This is a genomic window from Paenibacillus sp. NN59 (assembly GCF_057597225.1).
The window spans coordinates 74,139-94,027 of sequence record NZ_CP199678.1 but is presented as its reverse complement, the minus strand read 5'-3'; the positions used below and the strand labels follow the sequence as shown (position 1 = coordinate 94,027).

The following is a 19,889-nucleotide window of genomic DNA, read 5'->3' as shown; positions in this document are numbered from 1 at the left end:
CTGAATTCCCCTTCTCTTACCAGCCGCGATCCTGCATACGCTCGGAAGGTGCGAGTTTGGAAATTTCGATGCCTTTCATTGGTGCTCCCAGGTTTTTAGAAACCTCGGCAATCAATTTATAATCGGTATAATGTGTTGTTGCTTCAACGATTGCACGTGCGAATTTCTCCGGGCTGTCCGATTTGAAAATACCAGAACCTACAAATACACCGTCTGCTCCAAGGTGCATCATAAGTGCAGCATCTGCTGGAGTGGCTACGCCGCCCGCTGCAAAGTTAACCACTGGCAATTTTCCGTTCTCATGCACATCCAGCAAAAGCTCATAGGCAACGCCCAGGTTCTTCGCTTCAGCATACAACTCGTCTTTTGACATATTGGTTACTTTACGAATTTGGCCGTTAATGAAACGCATATGACGTACCGCCTCAACAATGTTGCCTGTTCCCGGCTCACCTTTTGTACGAATCATAGATGCTCCTTCACCGATCCGGCGAAGTGCCTCACCCAAGTCTTTCGCTCCACATACAAACGGTACAGTAAACTCATGTTTATCAATATGGAATACTTCATCCGCAGGAGTCAGTACTTCACTCTCATCCAGGTAATCCACACCCAGTGACTCAAGTACTTTAGCTTCTACATAGTGACCAATACGTGCTTTGGCCATAACAGGGATCGTAACAACTTTCATTACTTCTTCCACAATCGTTGGATCAGCCATACGAGCCACTCCACCTGCTGCGCGAATATCAGAAGGAACACGCTCAAGTGCCATTACTGCTGTTGCACCTGCTGCTTCCGCAATTTTAGCTTGCTCAGCGTTCATGACGTCCATGATTACGCCGCCTTTTTGCATTTCAGCCATACCTCTTTTAACGCGTGATGTTCCCGTTTCCATATTCCAAGCCCCCCGTAGTGTATGTGTTGTCTCCCATTTTTCAATAAGCATAATAGCGCTTCTATTCAGATGAAAGAACCTTAGACTTTTATACTGTAATACGTAGAATTCTAACTTGATATTTTACCGGAAAAAGCGTAAATATACAATCCACTCATTCAGTATTAGTTTGTATTTTTCGGTTAAAACAAGTTTTTGATTCCATCGAACAGATCAACGAAGAAGTCTTTGATCGCACGGAAGAATAGGCGGAACCAGCCGCCCTTCTCAGCCTCTTCGGCTGTAATCAGGTTTACCGTTTTTTCCTGAGGTTCCATTCCCTCTGCTTTGTAGGTGTAAGTGACCGTACCAACCTTAGTACCTGCTTTAATTGGTGCAACCAGTTTATCCGCTTCGGTTACACTCGCTTTGAATGTTACGTTCAGGTCTTGAGTACCTTTAGGAACAACAAAACTTACTGCATTGTCGGTTACGACAGGAACTGTCGTCTCTTTCCCTTTTTTCAGAGGTACCGTTTCCCAGCCTTTAACTTTGGTTTTACCTGCAACAGCCTGTTTTACTTCAAAATTATCAAAACCATAATCCAGCACCTTTTTCGTTTCTCTAAAACGTGCGGATTCAGAATCGGTTCCCATCACCACGCTAATCAAACGCATACCGTTACGCTCAGCCGTACCCGTAAAGTTATTGCCTGCGTTGCTCGTATGGCCTGTTTTCATACCATCCAGACCTTCGTAAGCGTAGCTTTTGAAGTTGGTTATATTTTTATTCGCTTCCAGCATCCAGTTATAATTGATAATAGGTGCTTTGTCGTTCGGACGGAATTTGTAGGATTGAATCGTTGTAAAATCTTTGTAGTCAGGATGATCTCTGACGATATATCTACACAAAATAGCAGCGTCTAAAGCGGACATCACCGTTTCCTTGTCTTCTGCTGGACGGAATTCTGCTGGCATGTCTGCACGATCCAGACCAGTAGAGTTAATGAAGTGGGTATCCTTCATACCCATCCGTTTCGCTTCCTCATTCATCATTTTTACGAATTCAGCTTCCGAACCGGCAACATACTCGGCCAATGCCACGGTAGCATCATTGGCCGATCCAACAGCCATGGCGATATACAGATCTTTTACCGTGTGCTGATCACCTTCAGCCAGGAAAATGCGTGATCCGATACTTTTAGCTGCATTTTTTTTAACAGTAACTACATCGTCCCAGCCAAACTTGCCCTGTTTCACTTGTTCAGCAACGATATACTCTGTCATCATCTTCGTCATACTCGCTGGCGGCATCGCTTTATCCGCATCAACTGACAGTAAAATCTGGCCTGTAGAAGCTTCCATCAGGACTGCCGATCTTACATCAAGTCCAAGCGAGTCTACTGAAGGGATACTAACGGCCTTTGCTGGCGTTTTCGTTGTTGTAGCTGCCGCAGTCAGAACCTGACCAGAGTCACTGGCAGCGGCCATAACAGGCATCACTGCAGACATGCATAGCATGTTAAGGAGCATAACGGAGGCTACGCTCTTTTTGAGGATCTGACGTTTTTTCTTATTCATGTGTTTGGCTTTCAATGATGAATACTCCCTTCGGTCTGAAGCTTCTGAATAATGCCTCAGTGCAGCTCAAGCTGCTATTTTCATAGTCCCTGTCACTGTGTCAATGGATATGTGGTTCTCTGCTGAATGCGCTGTATCGAAATGAGCAAGTTCGTTGCTCTATTATTCAGATCAATTGTCACTTCGCTCGCATCTTGCTGAATGCTTATCTTATGTAAAACGTAATAAACATTCTTTCTAGTATGATAAGTCATAACTGGCTTACCTTGAATCTCATAAAAAAATCATGGATCACGTCAAAAAATCGCCGCAACGCCCAGTTCCATCCTAGGACGGTCACCGCTTGTTCTATTCTATCACAGGGGTATCCGCAAAAAAAGACAAGCCCGGCGAAAATCGCCGAGCCTGCCTTGGAAATCATTAACTCACTTCAGATTACAACGAGTAGTTAGGTGCTTCTTTCGTAATCTGCACATCATGTGGGTGGCTCTCACGAAGGCCAGCACCTGTAATACGGATAAAGCTTGTGTCATTACGCAATTGATCCAGATTACTCGTTCCGCAGTATCCCATACCCGAACGCAATCCCCCGATCAACTGATGAATTGTATCAGACAAAGGACCTTTGTATGCTACTCGACCCTCAATGCCTTCAGGAACCAGTTTTTTGTCATCATCCTGGAAGTAACGGTCTTTACTGCCTTGTTTCATTGCAGCCATTGAACCCATACCACGATATACTTTATAACTACGTCCTTGGAAGATTTCCGTTTCTCCTGGACTCTCTGCTGTTCCTGCAAACAGGCTTCCCAGCATTACCGCATGAGCACCGGCAGCAAGAGCTTTGGTGATCTCCCCAGAGTATTTAATACCGCCGTCAGCAATGATAGGTACGCCGTATTCACGCGCCACGCTTGCACAATCATATACAGCTGTAACTTGAGGAACACCAATACCTGCAATAACACGAGTAGTACAAATGGAGCCTGGCCCAATACCTACTTTAACAACCGAAGCTCCTGCTTCAATCAGATCACGTGTGGCTTCACCCGTAGCAACGTTGCCTGCAATAATGGTGAGCTCAGGGAAACGTTCGCGTAACTTGCGAACCGCTTCAATAATGTTAATATGATGGCCATGAGCTGAATCTACTGTAATCAGATCCACACCCGCTTTGACCAAAGCGTCTGCACGTTCAAAAGTATCTTTGGAGATACCAATGGCTGCACCAACCAAAAGGCGACCTTGCGCATCCTTCGCAGCTTGTGGGAACTGAATGGCCTTCTCGATATCTTTAATTGTGATAAGGCCCTTCAATGTGTTGGACTCATCCACCAATGGAAGCTTTTCAATTTTATGCTTCTGCAAGATACCTTCTGCCTCTTGCAGTGTTGTACCGACAGGAGCTGTGACCAAATTCTCACGCGTCATGACTTCACTAATCTTGATGTTGAAATCATGGATAAATCGCAAGTCACGGTTTGTCAGGATTCCTACGAGCTTCTGATCTCCTTCAACGATAGGCACACCAGAAATCCGGTATTTTGCCATAACTGCCTCAGCATCAGATACCAGATGTTCAGCTGTAAGTGAAAAAGGATTGGTGATAACACCGCTCTCCGAGCGTTTAACCCGATCCACTTCTTCAGCTTGTTGTTCAACGGACATATTTTTATGAATAATACCAATACCGCCTTCACGTGCAATGGCAATCGCCAGTGTCGCTTCAGTAACAGTATCCATCCCTGCACTAATCAAAGGAATGTTCAATTTGACGTTATCACTCAAACGAACGGATACGTCTACTTCTTTAGGCAGTGTCTCGGATTTCCGTGGCACTAGCAATACATCATCAAAGGTGAAGCCTTCCTTACCAAATTTATCTTCCCACACGCAAGTGTTCCTCCTTATGTTTGCTCAGCTTTACGGACCAAAACCCGAAGATTCCAGGCTGTATTGTATGCCGAAAATTCGTTTTCTGAAAATATATTATTGTCCATCTTAGCAAAGCGATATTTAGAATGTCAAGGGAAACTCCTTGGAACAATCAGGTGTGCTTCCCCTTGTATACAAATGTGTTTCTTAGGTGGACAAGTCTTGATAATATAACAAAAGGCGTCCTTTTATTCAGATCGGACGCCTGCTTTTGTTTTGAATGTAGTTTAAGTATTCCTTTAATGAAGATTTTTATGTTCTTCCCTATTTAAACAAAAAAAAACCACCACCGAACATCATCGGCAGTGGTTCTTTGCTTGGCGGCGTCCTACTCTCCCAGGACCCTGCGGTCCAAGTACCATCGGCGCTAGAGGGCTTAACGGTCGTGTTCGGGATGGGTACGTGTGGAACCCCTCCGCCATCGCCACCAAACGCGATTGGTCGAAGCATAGCTTCTTCCATATCAATCAGAACTGAAAATCATACACACATTCCGTGATGTACCGATTTTCACTTCATTCAGAGTGTTGTTCTCTGAAAACTAGATTCGAAACGAAACCTACGCGATTTAAAACTTGCTATTGGATAAGCCCTCGACCGATTAGTACTGGTCAGCTCCATGCATTGCTGCACTTCCACCCCCAGCCTATCTACCTCGTCGTCTTCAAGGGGTCTTACATACTGGGAAATCTCATCTTGAGGGGGGCTTCACGCTTAGATGCTTTCAGCGCTTATCCCGTCCGTACATAGCTACCCAGCGGTGCTCCTGGCGGAACAACTGGTACACCAGCGGTACGTCCATCCCGGTCCTCTCGTACTAAGGACAGCTCCTCTCAAATTTCCTACGCCCACGACAGATAGGGACCGAACTGTCTCACGACGTTCTGAACCCAGCTCGCGTACCGCTTTAATGGGCGAACAGCCCAACCCTTGGGACCTACTTCAGCCCCAGGATGCGATGAGCCGACATCGAGGTGCCAAACCTCCCCGTCGATGTGGACTCTTGGGGGAGATAAGCCTGTTATCCCCAGGGTAGCTTTTATCCGTTGAGCGATGGCCCTTCCATGCGGTACCACCGGATCACTAAGCCCGACTTTCGTCCCTGCTCGACTTGTAGGTCTCGCAGTCAAGCTCCCTTATGCCTTTGCACTCTTCGAATGATTTCCAACCATTCTGAGGGAACCTTTGGGCGCCTCCGTTACTCTTTAGGAGGCGACCGCCCCAGTCAAACTGCCCACCTGACACTGTCCCCGCACCGGTTTACGGTACCAGGTTAGAACCTAGATACGATCAGGGTGGTATCCCAACGGTGCCTCCACGCAAGCTGGCGCTCACGCTTCAAAGGCTCCCACCTATCCTGTACAGATCGTACCCAAATTCAATATCAAGCTGCAGTAAAGCTCCATGGGGTCTTTCCGTCTTGTCGCGGGTAACCTGCATCTTCACAGGTATTAAAATTTCACCGGATCTCTCGTTGAGACAGCGCCCAAGTCGTTACGCCATTCGTGCGGGTCAGAATTTACCTGACAAGGAATTTCGCTACCTTAGGACCGTTATAGTTACGGCCGCCGTTTACTGGGGCTTCGGTTCACAGCTTCGGGATTACTCCCTAACCACTCCCCTTAACCTTCCAGCACCGGGCAGGCGTCAGCCCGTATACTTCGCCTTACGGCTTCGCACAGACCTGTGTTTTTGCTAAACAGTCGCTTGGGCCTTTTCACTGCGGCCCCCTCGTGCTATTCACACTACCGGGGCACCCCTTCTCCCGAAGTTACGGGGTCATTTTGCCGAGTTCCTTAACGAGAGTTCTTCCGCGCGCCTTAGAATTCTCTTCTCGCCTACCTGTGTCGGTTTGCGGTACGGGCACCTTCATCTGGCTAGAGGCTTTTCTTGGCAGTGTGAGATCATGACCTTCGCTACTGTAATTTTCACTCCCCATCACAGCTCAGCCTTACGGTTAGCGGATTTGCCTACTAACCAGCCTTACTGCTTGGACAGGCATCCATCAGCCTGCGTCACTACCCTACTGCGTCCCCCCATCGCTCGTAACGATTTACGGTGGTACAGGAATTTCGACCTGTTGTCCTTCGACTACGCCTTTCGGCCTCGCCTTAGGTCCCGACTTACCCTGAGCGGACGAGCCTTCCTCAGGAACCCTTAGGCTTTCGGCGGATCAGATTCTCACTGATCTTTTCGTTACTCATACCGGCATTCTCACTTGTATAATGTCCAGCGCTCCTTACGGTACACCTTCAACCCTTATACAACGCTCCCCTACCCCTGATGCAAAGCATCAAGCCATAGCTTCGGTGGTGTGTTTAGCCCCGTTACATTTTCGGCGCAGAGTCACTCGACCAGTGAGCTATTACGCACTCTTTCAATGGTGGCTGCTTCTAAGCCAACATCCTGGTTGTCTGTGCAACTCCACATCCTTTCCCACTTAACACACACTTGGGGACCTTAGCTGATGGTCTGGGCTGTTTCCCTTTTGACAATGGATCTTAGCACTCACTGTCTGACTCCCGGAAGTAAGTCTATGGCATTCGGAGTTTGACTGAGCTTGGTAACCCTTGCGGGCCCCGCACCCAATCAGTGCTCTACCTCCACGACTCTGTTTTCCGAGGCTAGCCCTAAAGCTATTTCGGGGAGAACCAGCTATCTCCGAGTTCGATTGGAATTTCTCCGCTACCCCCACCTCATCCCCGCATTTTTCAACATGCGTGGGTTCGGGCCTCCAGTGCGTGTTACCGCACCTTCACCCTGGACAGGGGTAGATCACCCGGTTTCGGGTCTACGTCCACGTACTCATTCGCCCTATTCAGACTCGCTTTCGCTGCGGCTCCGGCTCTTCACCTTAACCTTGCACGGGAACGTAACTCGCCGGTTCATTCTACAAAAGGCACGCCATCACCCCTAAAACGGGCTCTGACTTTTTGTAAGCACACGGTTTCAGGTTCTATTTCACTCCCCTTCCGGGGTGCTTTTCACCTTTCCCTCACGGTACTGCTTCACTATCGGTCGCTAGGAAGTATTTAGCCTTGGCAGATGGTCCTGCCGGATTCATACGGGGTTTCACGTGCCCCGCACTACTCGGGATCCGTCTCGGAGGGAACAGACTTTCAATTACAGGGCTTTTACCTTCTTTGGCGGGCCTTTCCAGACCTCTTCGCTTAACCGGTTCCTTTGTAACTCCATGTGAGACGTCCCACAACCCCAAAGAGCAAGCTCCTTGGTTTGGGCTTCTCCGCGTTCGCTCGCCGCTACTGACGGAATCACTATTGTTTTCTCTTCCTCAGGGTACTTAGATGTTTCAGTTCCCCTGGTATGCCTCTACTTGCCCTATGTATTCAGACAAGAGTAACTGGAAATTACCCCAGCTGGGTTTCCCCATTCGGACATCCCCGGATCAAAGCTTGCTTACAGCTCCCCGAGGCAGTTTCGTTGTTCGCCACGTCCTTCATCGGCTCCTAGCGCCTAGGCATCCTCCGTGTGCTCTTAGTAGCTTAACCATATGCTCCGGTTTCGTTTGCTCGCTTCCCTTGTTTTGGACTACGTCCAAAGCCAAAAGTCGCTCCCACCCGATACCATCGCAACTGCATTATCTACCGTTTTTATTGAAACTTGTTATACACAAGTTCAGCTAAAAAGGAATGTTCTAATTCGCGTTTGTTTCGTTTCGATATCTAGTTTTCAAAGAACAAATCGTTTGGTTCGGGCCGTTCACGGATGTGTCGGTCGAACAAACGAGAAGTTTTGAGAGTTTGAGCTCTCAAAACTGAGCAACGAGTGAGTAACTAGCCGACCTGGCTAGATTTTAGTTTTGAATGTCTTCGTTGCAGAAGACGATTCTCCATAGAAAGGAGGTGATCCAGCCGCACCTTCCGATACGGCTACCTTGTTACGACTTCACCCCAATCATCTATCCCACCTTCGGCGGCTGGCTCCTTGCGGTTACCCCACCGACTTCGGGTGTTATAAACTCTCGTGGTGTGACGGGCGGTGTGTACAAGACCCGGGAACGTATTCACCGCGGCATGCTGATCCGCGATTACTAGCAATTCCGACTTCATGCAGGCGAGTTGCAGCCTGCAATCCGAACTGAGACCGGCTTTGTTGGGATTGGCTCCATCTCGCGATTTCGCAGCCCGTTGTACCGGCCATTGTAGTACGTGTGTAGCCCAGGTCATAAGGGGCATGATGATTTGACGTCATCCCCACCTTCCTCCGGTTTGTCACCGGCAGTCTATCTAGAGTGCCCACCCGAAGTGCTGGCAACTAAATATAAGGGTTGCGCTCGTTGCGGGACTTAACCCAACATCTCACGACACGAGCTGACGACAACCATGCACCACCTGTCTCAACTTTCCCCGAAGGGCACCTAACGCATCTCTGCCTCGTTAGTTGGATGTCAAGACCTGGTAAGGTTCTTCGCGTTGCTTCGAATTAAACCACATACTCCACTGCTTGTGCGGGTCCCCGTCAATTCCTTTGAGTTTCAGTCTTGCGACCGTACTCCCCAGGCGGAGTGCTTAATGTGTTAACTTCGGCACCAAGGGTATCGAAACCCCTAACACCTAGCACTCATCGTTTACGGCGTGGACTACCAGGGTATCTAATCCTGTTTGCTCCCCACGCTTTCGCGCCTCAGCGTCAGTTACAGCCCAGAGAGTCGCCTTCGCCACTGGTGTTCCTCCACATCTCTACGCATTTCACCGCTACACGTGGAATTCCACTCTCCTCTTCTGCACTCAAGTCACACAGTTTCCAGTGCGATCCGGGGTTGAGCCCCGGGATTAAACACCAGACTTACATGACCGCCTGCGCGCGCTTTACGCCCAATAATTCCGGACAACGCTTGCCCCCTACGTATTACCGCGGCTGCTGGCACGTAGTTAGCCGGGGCTTTCTTCTCAGGTACCGTCACCTTGAGAGCAGTTACTCTCCCAAGCGTTCTTCCCTGGCAACAGAGCTTTACGATCCGAAAACCTTCATCACTCACGCGGCATTGCTCCGTCAGGCTTTCGCCCATTGCGGAAGATTCCCTACTGCTGCCTCCCGTAGGAGTCTGGGCCGTGTCTCAGTCCCAGTGTGGCCGATCACCCTCTCAGGTCGGCTACGCATCGTCGCCTTGGTGAGCCGTTACCTCACCAACTAGCTAATGCGCCGCAGGCCCATCCCCAAGTGACAGATTGCTCCGTCTTTCCAGTTCTCTTCAGGCGAAGAAAACAAGTATTCGGTATTAGCTACCGTTTCCGGTAGTTGTCCCAAGCTTGAGGGCAGGTTGCCTACGTGTTACTCACCCGTCCGCCGCTAACTATCAGAGAAGCAAGCTTCTCTTCAAGTCCGCTCGACTTGCATGTATTAGGCATGCCGCCAGCGTTCGTCCTGAGCCAGGATCAAACTCTCCAATAAAGTTATTGAAAAGAGCGATAAGCTCATTTTGAATCTGACGAGATTAAAATCTCATTTTGATCTTGCAAGCAAGATCGATACTCACTCGTTGTTCAGTTTTCAAAGATCAAACATATTCAGCCACCGTCACTCGTTCGCTTCAGTAACTTTTATATCATATCATTTCCAAACCAACTTTGCAAGCACTTTTTTTAAGTTTCTTTCGAAGCTTGTTCTTATTGGCTTGCCGCACCGTGTAAACTGTGTTTTCTTGGCCGGAATTAGAATATACCATGTATGATTTTTGATTGCAAGCTTTTTTTCACTTTTATCAAGAACTTGATCATTTCATAAGACAATCTGAACCGTTAACCTATATTTTTAGCAGGAGCTTTCCTCGGCCAAAAGCTATAACTAATACTTATCACGAGATCAATCCCCAGCACCATTGCCCATACTCGGATTAGACCTGAAAACACCTCTGTTCGAGCTGGATCACCAATCCACCATATCATAATATACAAAAGCGCACTTCCAATACTCCAAGCCAAAAGATGTCTGACCCACCCTATACGCTCGTTCCTTGCATGTTCTCTTCCATATAACTTATTCCGCCTAGGATTCTCTCCCCCTCTAAACCAGTATTGAAAGTAACCATCAGCCCAAGCGATCATTTGATGTCCAAAAGCAATGCTTACTCCAATATAGATAGCCGCTATACCATGAACCATACTTGCTGTTGCTCCGCGTTGAAGATCTACAACAGTAGCTATGAGCAACAAAACATCAACAATCGGTGTGGCGGCAAGCAAAGCCAATCCCAATCGCTTCTTACCCAGCATATACCGAACACTTAGCCCTGCCGCGACAAATATCCAAAATGCAATCTCACAGGCAATAATGAAATAAGCAACCATAATTACACCCCTTTTATATAATACGACTGTATTATAATTAATTTAACACTTTTGTACCATAATAATCAATGGTGTTATAATCATGACATGCCTAAAATCGTTGATCATGACAAACAGCGCTTGCTCGTAGCTGAGGCCGCTTGGCGTATTATCCGGAAAAATGGTATGGAACAAGCTTCTGTTCGAAATATCGCTGAGGAAGCTGGAATCTCGGTCGGATCCATGCGCCACTATTTTTCCACTCAATCGGAGCTTCTGTTATATGCAATGAATTTGGTTTCGGAACGGGTGACTGCCCGGATTCAAAGTATGTCTTTCGACGGGCCTCCGATGGAACATATGAAACAGTTACTGCTTGAATTCATACCCAATACGGATGAGAAAATGGCTGAAATGGAGGTGTGGTACGCTTTTACTGCCAAATCCAAAACGGATCCTGCACTCAAAAAACTGGCTGACACTGTATATAATGATATTAGACGAGCTGTTGAGATCGTTATTACTTCTTTAATACAGTCCGGCATCTTCAGACCAGATCTAAATCAGGAACTTGAGATCGAAAGACTGTATGCTCTAGTTGATGGCTTGGCTATCCATGCCGTGCTTAGACCCGATCAGATGAACGGCCAACTTATGGACGAGGCTCTCACCTTACATCTGACCTCTCTATGCCCTTAGAGCACAACATAAAAAACGCAGTACATTTAATACCACCCCATTATTACTCATAGGGGTAGATATCGAATGTCTGCGTTTTTTGTTTTATCCAATAATGATCCGGCCTTCTGGATGGCGATACAATTTCTTCTCTTTACGGGGACGAAGTGCATACGCAATCGTTAGCGGCCCAATCCGACCAACAAACATGGTGAAGGTAATAATGATTTTGCCCCAATTGGTCATCTCATGGGTTACGCCCACCGACAGCCCCACCGTACCAATAGCAGATGCAGCCTCAAACATGAGGGAAAGGAATGGTGCATCTTCGGTTGTAAGTAAAAGCATCACTACAATCATGAAGATACTGAGGGAAACCATAATGATCGTCAGGGCTCTCATGAGCAGATCTTTAGGTACACGTTGACGAAAAAAAACAATGTCCTTGTTGCCCCGAATCATGGCATATACAGCACCAATCATGATCAGAAACGTGGTTGTTTTAATCCCTCCACCTGTCGAACCTGGAGAAGCGCCAATAAACATGAGCAAAATAAAGAAAAACTGAGTCGCTTGTCGCATCTGTGTAATGTCAATCGTACTTGTCCCGGAAGAACGCGTTGAGACAGACTGAAAGAACGATGCGTAGATCTTCTCGCTCCAAGTTAGTGAACCAAGCGTGTGACTGTTGGTGAATTCGAAAATAAACAACACCACTGCACCTATACCGATCAACGCACCTGACACGGACAGCACCAATTTCGATTGCAAAGATAACCGGCGGCGTTTGCGATATTCAAACAGGTCATTCAACACAACAAAACCAAGTCCACCAGATATCACGAGAATCGAAGCAGTAATGTTAAAAATCCAGTCTCCGGTATAATATTGAAAACTGTTGCCAAACAGATCAAACCCACCATTGTTAAACAAGGAAACAGAATGAAATATGCCGTAGTATACGGCCTGCATAAAAGGCATCTCCGTTGCCCAGAGTAAAGCCAAAATGACCGCAGCTACCCCTTCAATAGTGAATGAAAAGATCAGAACCTTGCGGATAATCCGTACAATTCCCTCCATGCTGTCCGCATTAATAGCCTCTTTCAGTAGCAACCTGTCTTTAAGAGATATGCGTTTGCCCAGCACAAGTGCAAACAATGTGGCCATGGTCATGAAACCGAGCCCGCCAAGTTGCATCAGGATCATGATGACAATCTGACCAAACAAATTGAAAGTTGTTCCTACATCCACCACAACTAGCCCAGTCACACATGCCGCTGATGTAGCTGTGAATAAAGCGTCAATAAAAGCTAGATGTGTGCCACTCTGATTAGAAAACGGCAACATCAACAAAACGGTCCCAATAGAGATAATTAGCAAGAAACCGCCAACCAATATTAACGGAGGAGATATGAACCTGGCGATCTGAAGCCTGAACTTCATGAAGGGCACCTCTTTTAACCAAAATAAAAATAGGAGCAACTTGTGACCCGTAGCACGTCTGAATGAGTTGCCTATGTAAACCCAAAGAGGAACTTGCCCCAGCTTGAAGCAAGTGGCAGGTTCCTCTTCTATTATGAACGAAAGATACGTTCCTTATTTACTCTTGTGTACGTGGACGCATATGTGGGAAGAGCAGTACGTCACGGATGGACGGAGAATTGGTCAACAACATAATCAGACGATCGATACCGATTCCAAGACCACCTGTTGGTGGCATACCATATTCAAGTGCACGGATGAAATCGTCATCCATCTCATGAGCCTCATCGTTACCGTGCTCTTTCTCTAACATCTGAGCTTCGAAACGCTGACGCTGATCGATTGGATCATTCAGCTCGGTGAAAGCATTGGCATGCTCACGTCCAACGATAAACAACTCGAAGCGATCCGTGAAACGTGGATCTGCATCGCTTTTCTTCGCCAGTGGCGAGATTTCAAGCGGATGTCCCATAATGAACGTTGGCTGAATCAACGTTTCTTCAACAAACTCTTCGAAGAAGGCGTTCAGGATGTGACCAAATGTCATATGTGGTTCAACTTTTACGTTATGCTGTTTCGCCAAGCTGTGCGCTTCCTCATCCGTCATATGAACGGAGAAGTCTACACCGACAACTTCCTTAACCGCATCCACCATGGTTACACGGCGCCATTGCGGCTTAAGATTCACTTCATGATCTCCATATTGGATAACTTGTTTACCCAATACTTCCTGTGCGATGTGAGCAACCAGGTTTTCAGTTAAAGCCATGATATCCTTGTAATCCGCATAAGCCTCATACAACTCAATCATCGTAAATTCCGGATTGTGACGTGTAGACATACCTTCGTTCCGGTATACGCGGCCAATCTCATATACTTTTTCCAGACCGCCGACAATCAGACGTTTCAAGTGAAGTTCAATCGCGATCCGCATGTACAGTTCCATATCAAGCGCATTGTGATGAGTAATAAACGGACGAGCCGCCGCACCACCTGCGATTGTATGCAATGTCGGTGTCTCCACTTCAAGGTAGCCATGGGAGTCAAGATAACGACGCATGGATTGAATGATTTTGGAACGCATAATGAAGGTCTGCTGCACATCAGGGTTCATGATCAGGTCTACATAACGCTGGCGATAACGCAGTTCAACGTCAGTCAAACCATGGTATTTATCCGGGAGTGGATAAAGAGATTTCGACAACACTTCCAGGTCTTTTACTTTAACGGAAGTCTCACCCGTTTTGGTTTTGAAGACAACGCCAGTTACCCCAACGATATCCCCGAGATCAAGCAGGCTGAATGCCGCAAACTTGTCCTCAGGTACGCTATCCTGACGAACATAGATCTGGATTCGGCCGCTCAGGTCCTGAATATGTGCAAAGCTTGCTTTACCCATGCCCCGCTTCGCCATAATCCGTCCGGCAATACTGACTTCGATGTGCTTCTCTTCCAGCTCTTCCTTGGTCAGTTCTTCATACTTCTTCAGAATGGAGCCGGCTTCTTCGGTACGTACGTATTTTTGGCCAAAAGGGTCGATTCCCAAGTTGCGGAGCTCGTCCAATTTGTCGCGGCGAATCTGTAACAGCTCGCTAAGTTCGGTTTCCTGATTCAAGACTTCATCCGTCATGATCTGTATTCATCTCCTTATTTACATTGCAGCCTGTGCGTGAGGCTTGTCCGTAATGTTGAAAAAAGCTTCCCTAAGGAAGCTTTTGTCTACTACGCCTGACTGCTTCGTTACTACAGCTTTTTAATATCTACAATTTTATATTGAATTACGCCAGCAGGCACACTCACATCAACCACTGTACCTTTTTTCTTGCCCAAAATAGCTTTACCTACAGGACTTTCATTGGAAATCTTGTTCTGAAGCGGATTGGATTCCGCTGTACCTACAATCGTATATTCTGTGATATCGCCGAATTCCAAATCCTCTACAGTTACGGTTGCACCCACACTTACGGAATCGGTATCGATTTCGTCGCTGTTGATAATTCGTGCGTTACGCAACAGCTTCTCGAGTGTGATGATACGTCCTTCAATAAAAGCTTGCTCGTTTTTCGCATCTTCGTATTCGGAGTTCTCACTGATATCACCATAGCCAATAGCTACTTTGATCCGTTCAGCCACTTCGCGGCGCTTCACTGACTTCAGTGTTTCCAGTTCTTCTTCCAGCTTCTTGAGTCCTTCTGGTGTAAGGATAACTTCCTTGTCGCTCATCTCAACCGATTCTCCTGTCATGGGAATAATTTGATTGTACGGCAACGGAATCAGTGCTGATGACAGAACTCCGCCCGCATACATCTTCAAAACTATATGAAGTTCTCCAGAGAAATAGAATATTCCTCCTGATGCACTATACTTAGTAAACGCACATGGCGAATTTATACTGAGAAATTATAGGTGAACGATCTCGAAAAGTCAATGTTACATCCCCTGCGGCTGTAAACGTTTTACAGCACAGCTCCTAATTATGAGGCATTACCCGCAATTACCGGTTCAGACTCCAGATTTCCTTCCATTTTCAACTGTTCCACAAAGTTCTCCAGTATGCCCACCATCTCATCCCGTTTGGTTCCTTCCATAATAACGTCCTTGATTCGGGCAGATCCCTTCAATCCCTTCAAGTACCAAGCCAGATGTTTACGCATTTCACGTACAGCGACGGTCTCATTTTTGAGTGCAATTAGTCGATCCATATGCAAAACAGCTACACGGATCTTCTCCTCTGCATTCGGGTCAGGAGGTAACTGGCCTGAACTCAGATACTGAATTGTGCGATATAACATCCATGGATTACCCAAGGCAGCACGCCCGATCATTACTCCGTCACACCCGGTCTCGTCCAGCATACGGCGTGCATCTTCCGGTGAAGATACGTCGCCATTACCGATGACTGGAATGGAGACAGCTTCTTTGACATTTTTGATATGTGACCAATCCGCTGTACCTGTATAGAGTTGTTCTCTTGTCCGTCCATGCACGCTGACAGCACTTCCACCAGCGCGTTCCACCGCAAGAGCGTTCTCCACTACATAGATGTGTTCGTTGTCCCAGCCGATCCGCATTTTAACGGTGACTGGTTTCTCAACAGCTTCTACAACAGCCGATACCATCTCATAGATTTTGTTCGGGTCCAGCAACCAGCGTGCACCTGCATCACACTTCGTTACCTTCGGAACAGGACACCCCATGTTAATATCAATGATATCTGCATTGGTTTCCTTATCTACGATTCTAGCTGCCTCGACAAGCGATTCCCGGTCGCCTCCCCAAATCTGCAGACTGAGCGGTTTCTCACGTTCATCCACAAATAACATCTCGCGTGTCCGCTGGTTGCCATGAACAATGGCTTTACCACTCACCATCTCAGCGCAGACAAGGCCCGTACCAAACTCTTTGGCGATCAAGCGAAAAGCAGGATTACATACACCAGCCATAGGTGCAAGAACAACCTGATTCTTCATTTCAATATTACCAATCTTAAGCATGCTTGCTGTTTCACCTCTTTATCCGTTCTTCGTTATCCGCCGTTCATTATTTCCCTTGTAATTCCTCGATACTAATCGCGAGCACACCCGCTATCTTACTTAGTTCCTGTGGTGTAACTTTCCGATTTCCACGTTCAATCGTCCCCAGAATAGCCAAAGATATACCTGTCTCGGCCGCAAGCTCATGCTGGGTTAACCCTTTCAGCTTCCGGAACGCCCGGATTCGGTTGGCCAATTGCATGTTTTCCAACGCTGTATTCCATCCTTTCCATCCAGTACAGACAACGATGCGTGTACAAAGGTATGCAGACCTGATGCCTCGTTCTGCGGTACGATGTCCGACAACGGCACCAGTACAAAAGCCCGCTCTCCCATACGGGGATGCGGCAGTTGAAGCAGTTCGGTATCTCGCGTCTCTCCATGCATCCAGAGCAGATCCAGATCCACCGTACGCGGGCCCCAGCGAATATCCCTAACCCGTCCAAGTTGATTCTCTACACTGAGCAATTCGGCGAGCAAAAACTCCGGCGTCAGATTTGTACTGACCATAGCAGCCATATTCAAAAACGCAGGCTGATCGACATATCCTACCGGCTCTGTCTCATATAGTGCAGAGCAGCGCAGCACAGATATATGAGGATGTTCATTCAGAAGCGTTAACGCTTCAAGCAGCGTCTGCTCCCGATTACCCAAATTAGCCCCTAAAGCAATATAAGCCTCTGAGGATTCAGAGGTCGAATGTGCAATCATGATCGGTTCTCACTTTCTTGAGCGGCGAAGCTCTACCGTTACGCCTCCAAAATGAATATCAAATGGCGGGTGCGGCTTCGTCACCTTGACTGTCAATGCATTGATAATAGTATAAGTGTCTAGTAAAGAAGATGCAATATGTTCACCCAACGCTTCAATTAACTGGAATGATTTATTTTCGACGATCTGCTTCACCAGCTCATGAATCTCTGCGTAATTAATCGTTTTGGTCAGATCATCGTTACGCCCAGCCTCACCCAGATCCATATCGATCTCCAGATCAATGTAATACCGCTGACCTAGCTTTCGTTCTTCTGCAAACACACCGTGATACCCGTAATACTCCATGCGGTGCAATACCATTCTGTCCATACAGTTCCCCTGCCTTCTATTCAAATACTTTCTATATCAAAACGCTTCGCTTCAACATGAGGGGCCGTGAAGGCCCTCTATTACGATCTTCTCCGTAAGCCCGGAGAACGATATAACATCGCATCACACATGTCCGCCGTCCGACGGATCGGCTTCACATCATGAACCCGTACCAACTGGCAGCCTTGGGCAATGCCAAATGCAACCGTTGCTGCTGTACCTTCCAGCGCATCGTCAGCACCTACATCCAGCGTGTGCTGGATGAATCTTTTGCGGGATGTAGCAAGCAGCACGGGATACCCCAACTCGTTTAACAGACCGAGAGAAGACATCAACTCCAGGTTCTCCGAGAGGTCCTTCACAAAACCAATCCCTGGATCCAGTATAATCTGACTCTTCTCTACGCCCGCTGCAAGCGCAAGCTGAACGCTGTCCTGCACATCACGCACAACATCAAGCAGGTAATCGGTGTAGTCTCTTGTCTGCCGATTATGCATCAGAATAATCGGGCAACCCAGCTCAGCAGCAGTCCGCGCCATATCCGGGTCGGCCTTGGCCCCCCATACATCGTTGATGATATGGGCCCCTGCCAGAATGGCTTGGCGCGCAACGTCAGCCTTGTACGTATCCACGGAGATCGGAATATGCGGCGCCTCTGCACGCAAGGCTTCGATCACCGGAATAATTCGATGAAGTTCTTCATCTGCACCGACCACCTCTGATCCTGGACGGGTGGATTCTCCACCGATATCAATCAGATCCGCACCGTCCTCCATCATTTGTTTCGCATGGGCTACTGCCCGCTCCACATTATTGTAGCGCCCACCATCTGAGAACGAATCTGGCGTGACATTCAAAATGCCCATAATCTGCGTCCGGGATCCCAGCGTAATTGAAGCTGGTCCCCATTCATATTTCCGTTCATAGATGACCGGTGTAAGTGTCATGAAGTATACCCCGCTTTCTCCCGGTACATACGCAGCAGTACTGCCGTTACCGGACCAATCCGTCCATTGCTGATATCTGTTTCAGTGCCGCTCAGATCCCGCAACGTCGTCACCGGCACGAGCTCGGCTACGGAACCCGTCAGAAAAATTTCATCTGCTTGCTGTAGATCTTCCCATAGTGCCTGCACCTCTACGCAAGCGATGCCTTGATCTGCGGCAATCTCCATCACTACGGCTCTAGTAATCCCTGGAAGAATGCCCGTAGACAGCGAAGGGGTGTAGAGAACTTTCTCTCGCACCCAAAATATATTGCTGACAATGCCCTCCGCAACATAATCGTCGCGCGTAAGTTGTAATCCTTCTGCGCTCAGTAATCGCTGGTCTTGCCCAACATAAGTGTTTAATTCACGTTTCGCCAAGATACTGTTCATGTAGTGAAGCGACTTGAATCTGATTTGGCTTTCCGGTGTATTACGAGGTGTAGATAGACGTTGTAGCATTTTACCCCTTTCATACAGAGTAGGAGAAGGGTCAGGTAATGATTTTGCCAGTACGATATGTGTGGGGTCTGTATAATTCCCCGAAGGTAGTCCAAGCGGCGCTTCACCAGCAGATACTGTATAACGCACGTACGCATCCTTAAGTTCGTTTCCCTGCATCAGACGGGATATCCAGTCTTTGACTTCCTCTGCTGTCACTGTAAAAGGAATGCCCAACTCTTCACAGCCTGAAGCCATGCGCTCCAGATGCCTTTCCAGAAGGTAGGGAACTCCTTGGTATGTTCGAAAGGTCTCGAACAGCCCCAGTCCGTACAAAAAGCCGTGATCCGTTACAGGAACCACAGCCGACGCCAGTTGAACCAGTTCCCCATTAATCGCGGCATATTGCATATTATACGTTTGCTTTTTGCTGTGCTAGGAAATTGCGAAGCATCTGATGACCATGATCTGTAATGATGGATTCCGGGTGGAACTGTACCCCTTCAATCGCATACGTTTTGTGACGCAGACCCATAATCTCTCCTTCAGCTGTTTCCGCTGTAATCTCCAGACAATCCGGCAGGCTACTACGTTCCACGATCAATGAATGATACCGAGTTGCCGTAAACGGAGAAGGCAGCCCCGTAAATACCGATGTACCCTGGTGATGCATCTCCGATGTTTTGCCGTGCATCATCCGATCCGCTCGAATGACATTACCTCCAAATGCCTGCCCGATCGCCTGATGTCCAAGACAGACGCCAAAGATGGGAATGCTTCCTTTGAAATGTTCGATAACTGCCAAGCTGATCCCCGCTTCATTCGGTGTACATGGACCTGGAGAGATCAGAATATGATCCGGTGCCAGTGCTTCAATACCTGCCAGATCAATCTCGTCATTGCGGCGAACTTCCACCGTCTCCCCCAATTCACCCAGATATTGAACCAGGTTGTAGGTAAAGGAATCGTAATTGTCGATAACCAGAATCATAGGTCTGCTCCTCCTCA

At 47.6% G+C, this 19,889-nt stretch carries 15 protein-coding genes and 3 rRNA genes; 1 reads left to right on the top strand and 17 read right to left on the bottom strand.

Annotation, left to right across the window (positions count from 1 at the left end; translation table 11 throughout):
* Positions 1-16: 16 nt before the first annotated feature.
* The 7 genes from pdxS to ACT89M_RS00390 all read right to left on the bottom strand — a co-directional run bounded on the left by pdxS (position 17) and on the right by ACT89M_RS00390 (position 10,700).
* A complete protein-coding gene (gene pdxS / locus ACT89M_RS00420) occupies positions 17-898 on the bottom strand; it encodes a pyridoxal 5'-phosphate synthase lyase subunit PdxS (protein ID WP_024628815.1) in 882 nt (293 codons plus the stop codon).
* Between the two features lie 182 nt (positions 899-1,080).
* On the bottom strand, positions 1,081-2,472 hold the full coding sequence (locus ACT89M_RS00415) for a D-alanyl-D-alanine carboxypeptidase family protein (protein WP_154892144.1): 1,392 nt from the start codon (positions 2,470-2,472) through the stop codon (positions 1,081-1,083).
* Between the two features lie 420 nt (positions 2,473-2,892).
* Positions 2,893-4,350, bottom strand: a complete 1,458-nt coding sequence (gene guaB / locus ACT89M_RS00410) for an IMP dehydrogenase (RefSeq protein ID WP_090924897.1) — start codon at positions 4,348-4,350, stop codon at positions 2,893-2,895.
* 357 nt (positions 4,351-4,707) lie between these two features.
* Positions 4,708-4,824 (bottom strand): 5S ribosomal RNA (gene rrf, locus ACT89M_RS00405).
* Between the two features lie 149 nt (positions 4,825-4,973).
* Positions 4,974-7,901 (bottom strand): 23S ribosomal RNA (locus ACT89M_RS00400).
* A 347-nt stretch (positions 7,902-8,248) separates the two neighbouring features.
* A 16S ribosomal RNA gene (locus ACT89M_RS00395) occupies positions 8,249-9,804 on the bottom strand.
* The 16S, 23S and 5S rRNA genes sit together here, the layout of an rRNA operon.
* 347 nt (positions 9,805-10,151) lie before the next feature.
* Entirely contained in the window at positions 10,152-10,700 is a 549-nt protein-coding gene (locus ACT89M_RS00390) for a hypothetical protein (protein ID WP_154892078.1), read from the bottom strand.
* Positions 10,701-10,787: 87 nt separating this feature from the next.
* Between ACT89M_RS00390 and ACT89M_RS00385 the strand changes: the two genes are divergently transcribed.
* Positions 10,788-11,378, top strand: coding sequence for a TetR/AcrR family transcriptional regulator (locus ACT89M_RS00385; RefSeq protein ID WP_253498814.1), 591 nt, complete (start codon positions 10,788-10,790; stop codon positions 11,376-11,378).
* An 84-nt stretch (positions 11,379-11,462) separates the two neighbouring features.
* Here ACT89M_RS00385 and ACT89M_RS00380 read toward each other — a convergent pair whose 3' ends face one another.
* The 10 genes from ACT89M_RS00380 to pabA all read right to left on the bottom strand — a co-directional run bounded on the left by ACT89M_RS00380 (position 11,463) and on the right by pabA (position 19,872).
* Complete coding sequence (locus ACT89M_RS00380; RefSeq protein WP_154892080.1) at positions 11,463-12,800, bottom strand: TrkH family potassium uptake protein; 1,338 nt, start codon at positions 12,798-12,800, stop codon at positions 11,463-11,465.
* A gap of 157 nt (positions 12,801-12,957) precedes the next feature.
* Positions 12,958-14,469, bottom strand: coding sequence for a lysine--tRNA ligase (gene lysS / locus ACT89M_RS00375; protein WP_090924642.1), 1,512 nt, complete (start codon positions 14,467-14,469; stop codon positions 12,958-12,960).
* A gap of 113 nt (positions 14,470-14,582) precedes the next feature.
* Complete coding sequence (greA, locus tag ACT89M_RS00370) at positions 14,583-15,062, bottom strand: transcription elongation factor GreA (RefSeq protein WP_090924651.1); 480 nt, start codon at positions 15,060-15,062, stop codon at positions 14,583-14,585.
* A gap of 251 nt (positions 15,063-15,313) precedes the next feature.
* Entirely contained in the window at positions 15,314-16,333 is a 1,020-nt protein-coding gene (gene dusB / locus ACT89M_RS00365) for a tRNA dihydrouridine synthase DusB (protein ID WP_090924641.1), read from the bottom strand.
* Between the two features lie 46 nt (positions 16,334-16,379).
* The gene (locus tag ACT89M_RS00360) at positions 16,380-16,574 is read right to left on the bottom strand and encodes a helix-turn-helix domain-containing protein (RefSeq protein ID WP_154892101.1); all 195 of its coding nucleotides are present in this window, start codon (positions 16,572-16,574) and stop codon (positions 16,380-16,382) included.
* Complete coding sequence (folK, locus tag ACT89M_RS00355) at positions 16,535-17,083, bottom strand: 2-amino-4-hydroxy-6-hydroxymethyldihydropteridine diphosphokinase (RefSeq protein ID WP_308723515.1); 549 nt, start codon at positions 17,081-17,083, stop codon at positions 16,535-16,537. The genes ACT89M_RS00360 and folK overlap by 40 nt, the downstream gene beginning before the upstream one ends.
* Positions 17,084-17,092: 9 nt before the next feature.
* A complete protein-coding gene (folB, locus tag ACT89M_RS00350; protein ID WP_090924638.1) occupies positions 17,093-17,455 on the bottom strand; it encodes a dihydroneopterin aldolase in 363 nt (120 codons plus the stop codon).
* Positions 17,456-17,535: 80 nt separating this feature from the next.
* Positions 17,536-18,402, bottom strand: a complete 867-nt coding sequence (gene folP / locus ACT89M_RS00345) for a dihydropteroate synthase (RefSeq protein WP_154892082.1) — start codon at positions 18,400-18,402, stop codon at positions 17,536-17,538.
* Entirely contained in the window at positions 18,399-19,292 is an 894-nt protein-coding gene (locus ACT89M_RS00340; protein WP_154892083.1) for an aminotransferase class IV, read from the bottom strand. The genes folP and ACT89M_RS00340 overlap by 4 nt, the downstream gene beginning before the upstream one ends.
* A gap of 1 nt (position 19,293) precedes the next feature.
* A complete protein-coding gene (pabA, locus tag ACT89M_RS00335; protein ID WP_090924635.1) occupies positions 19,294-19,872 on the bottom strand; it encodes an aminodeoxychorismate/anthranilate synthase component II in 579 nt (192 codons plus the stop codon).
* Between the last annotated feature and the right edge of the window lie 17 nt (positions 19,873-19,889).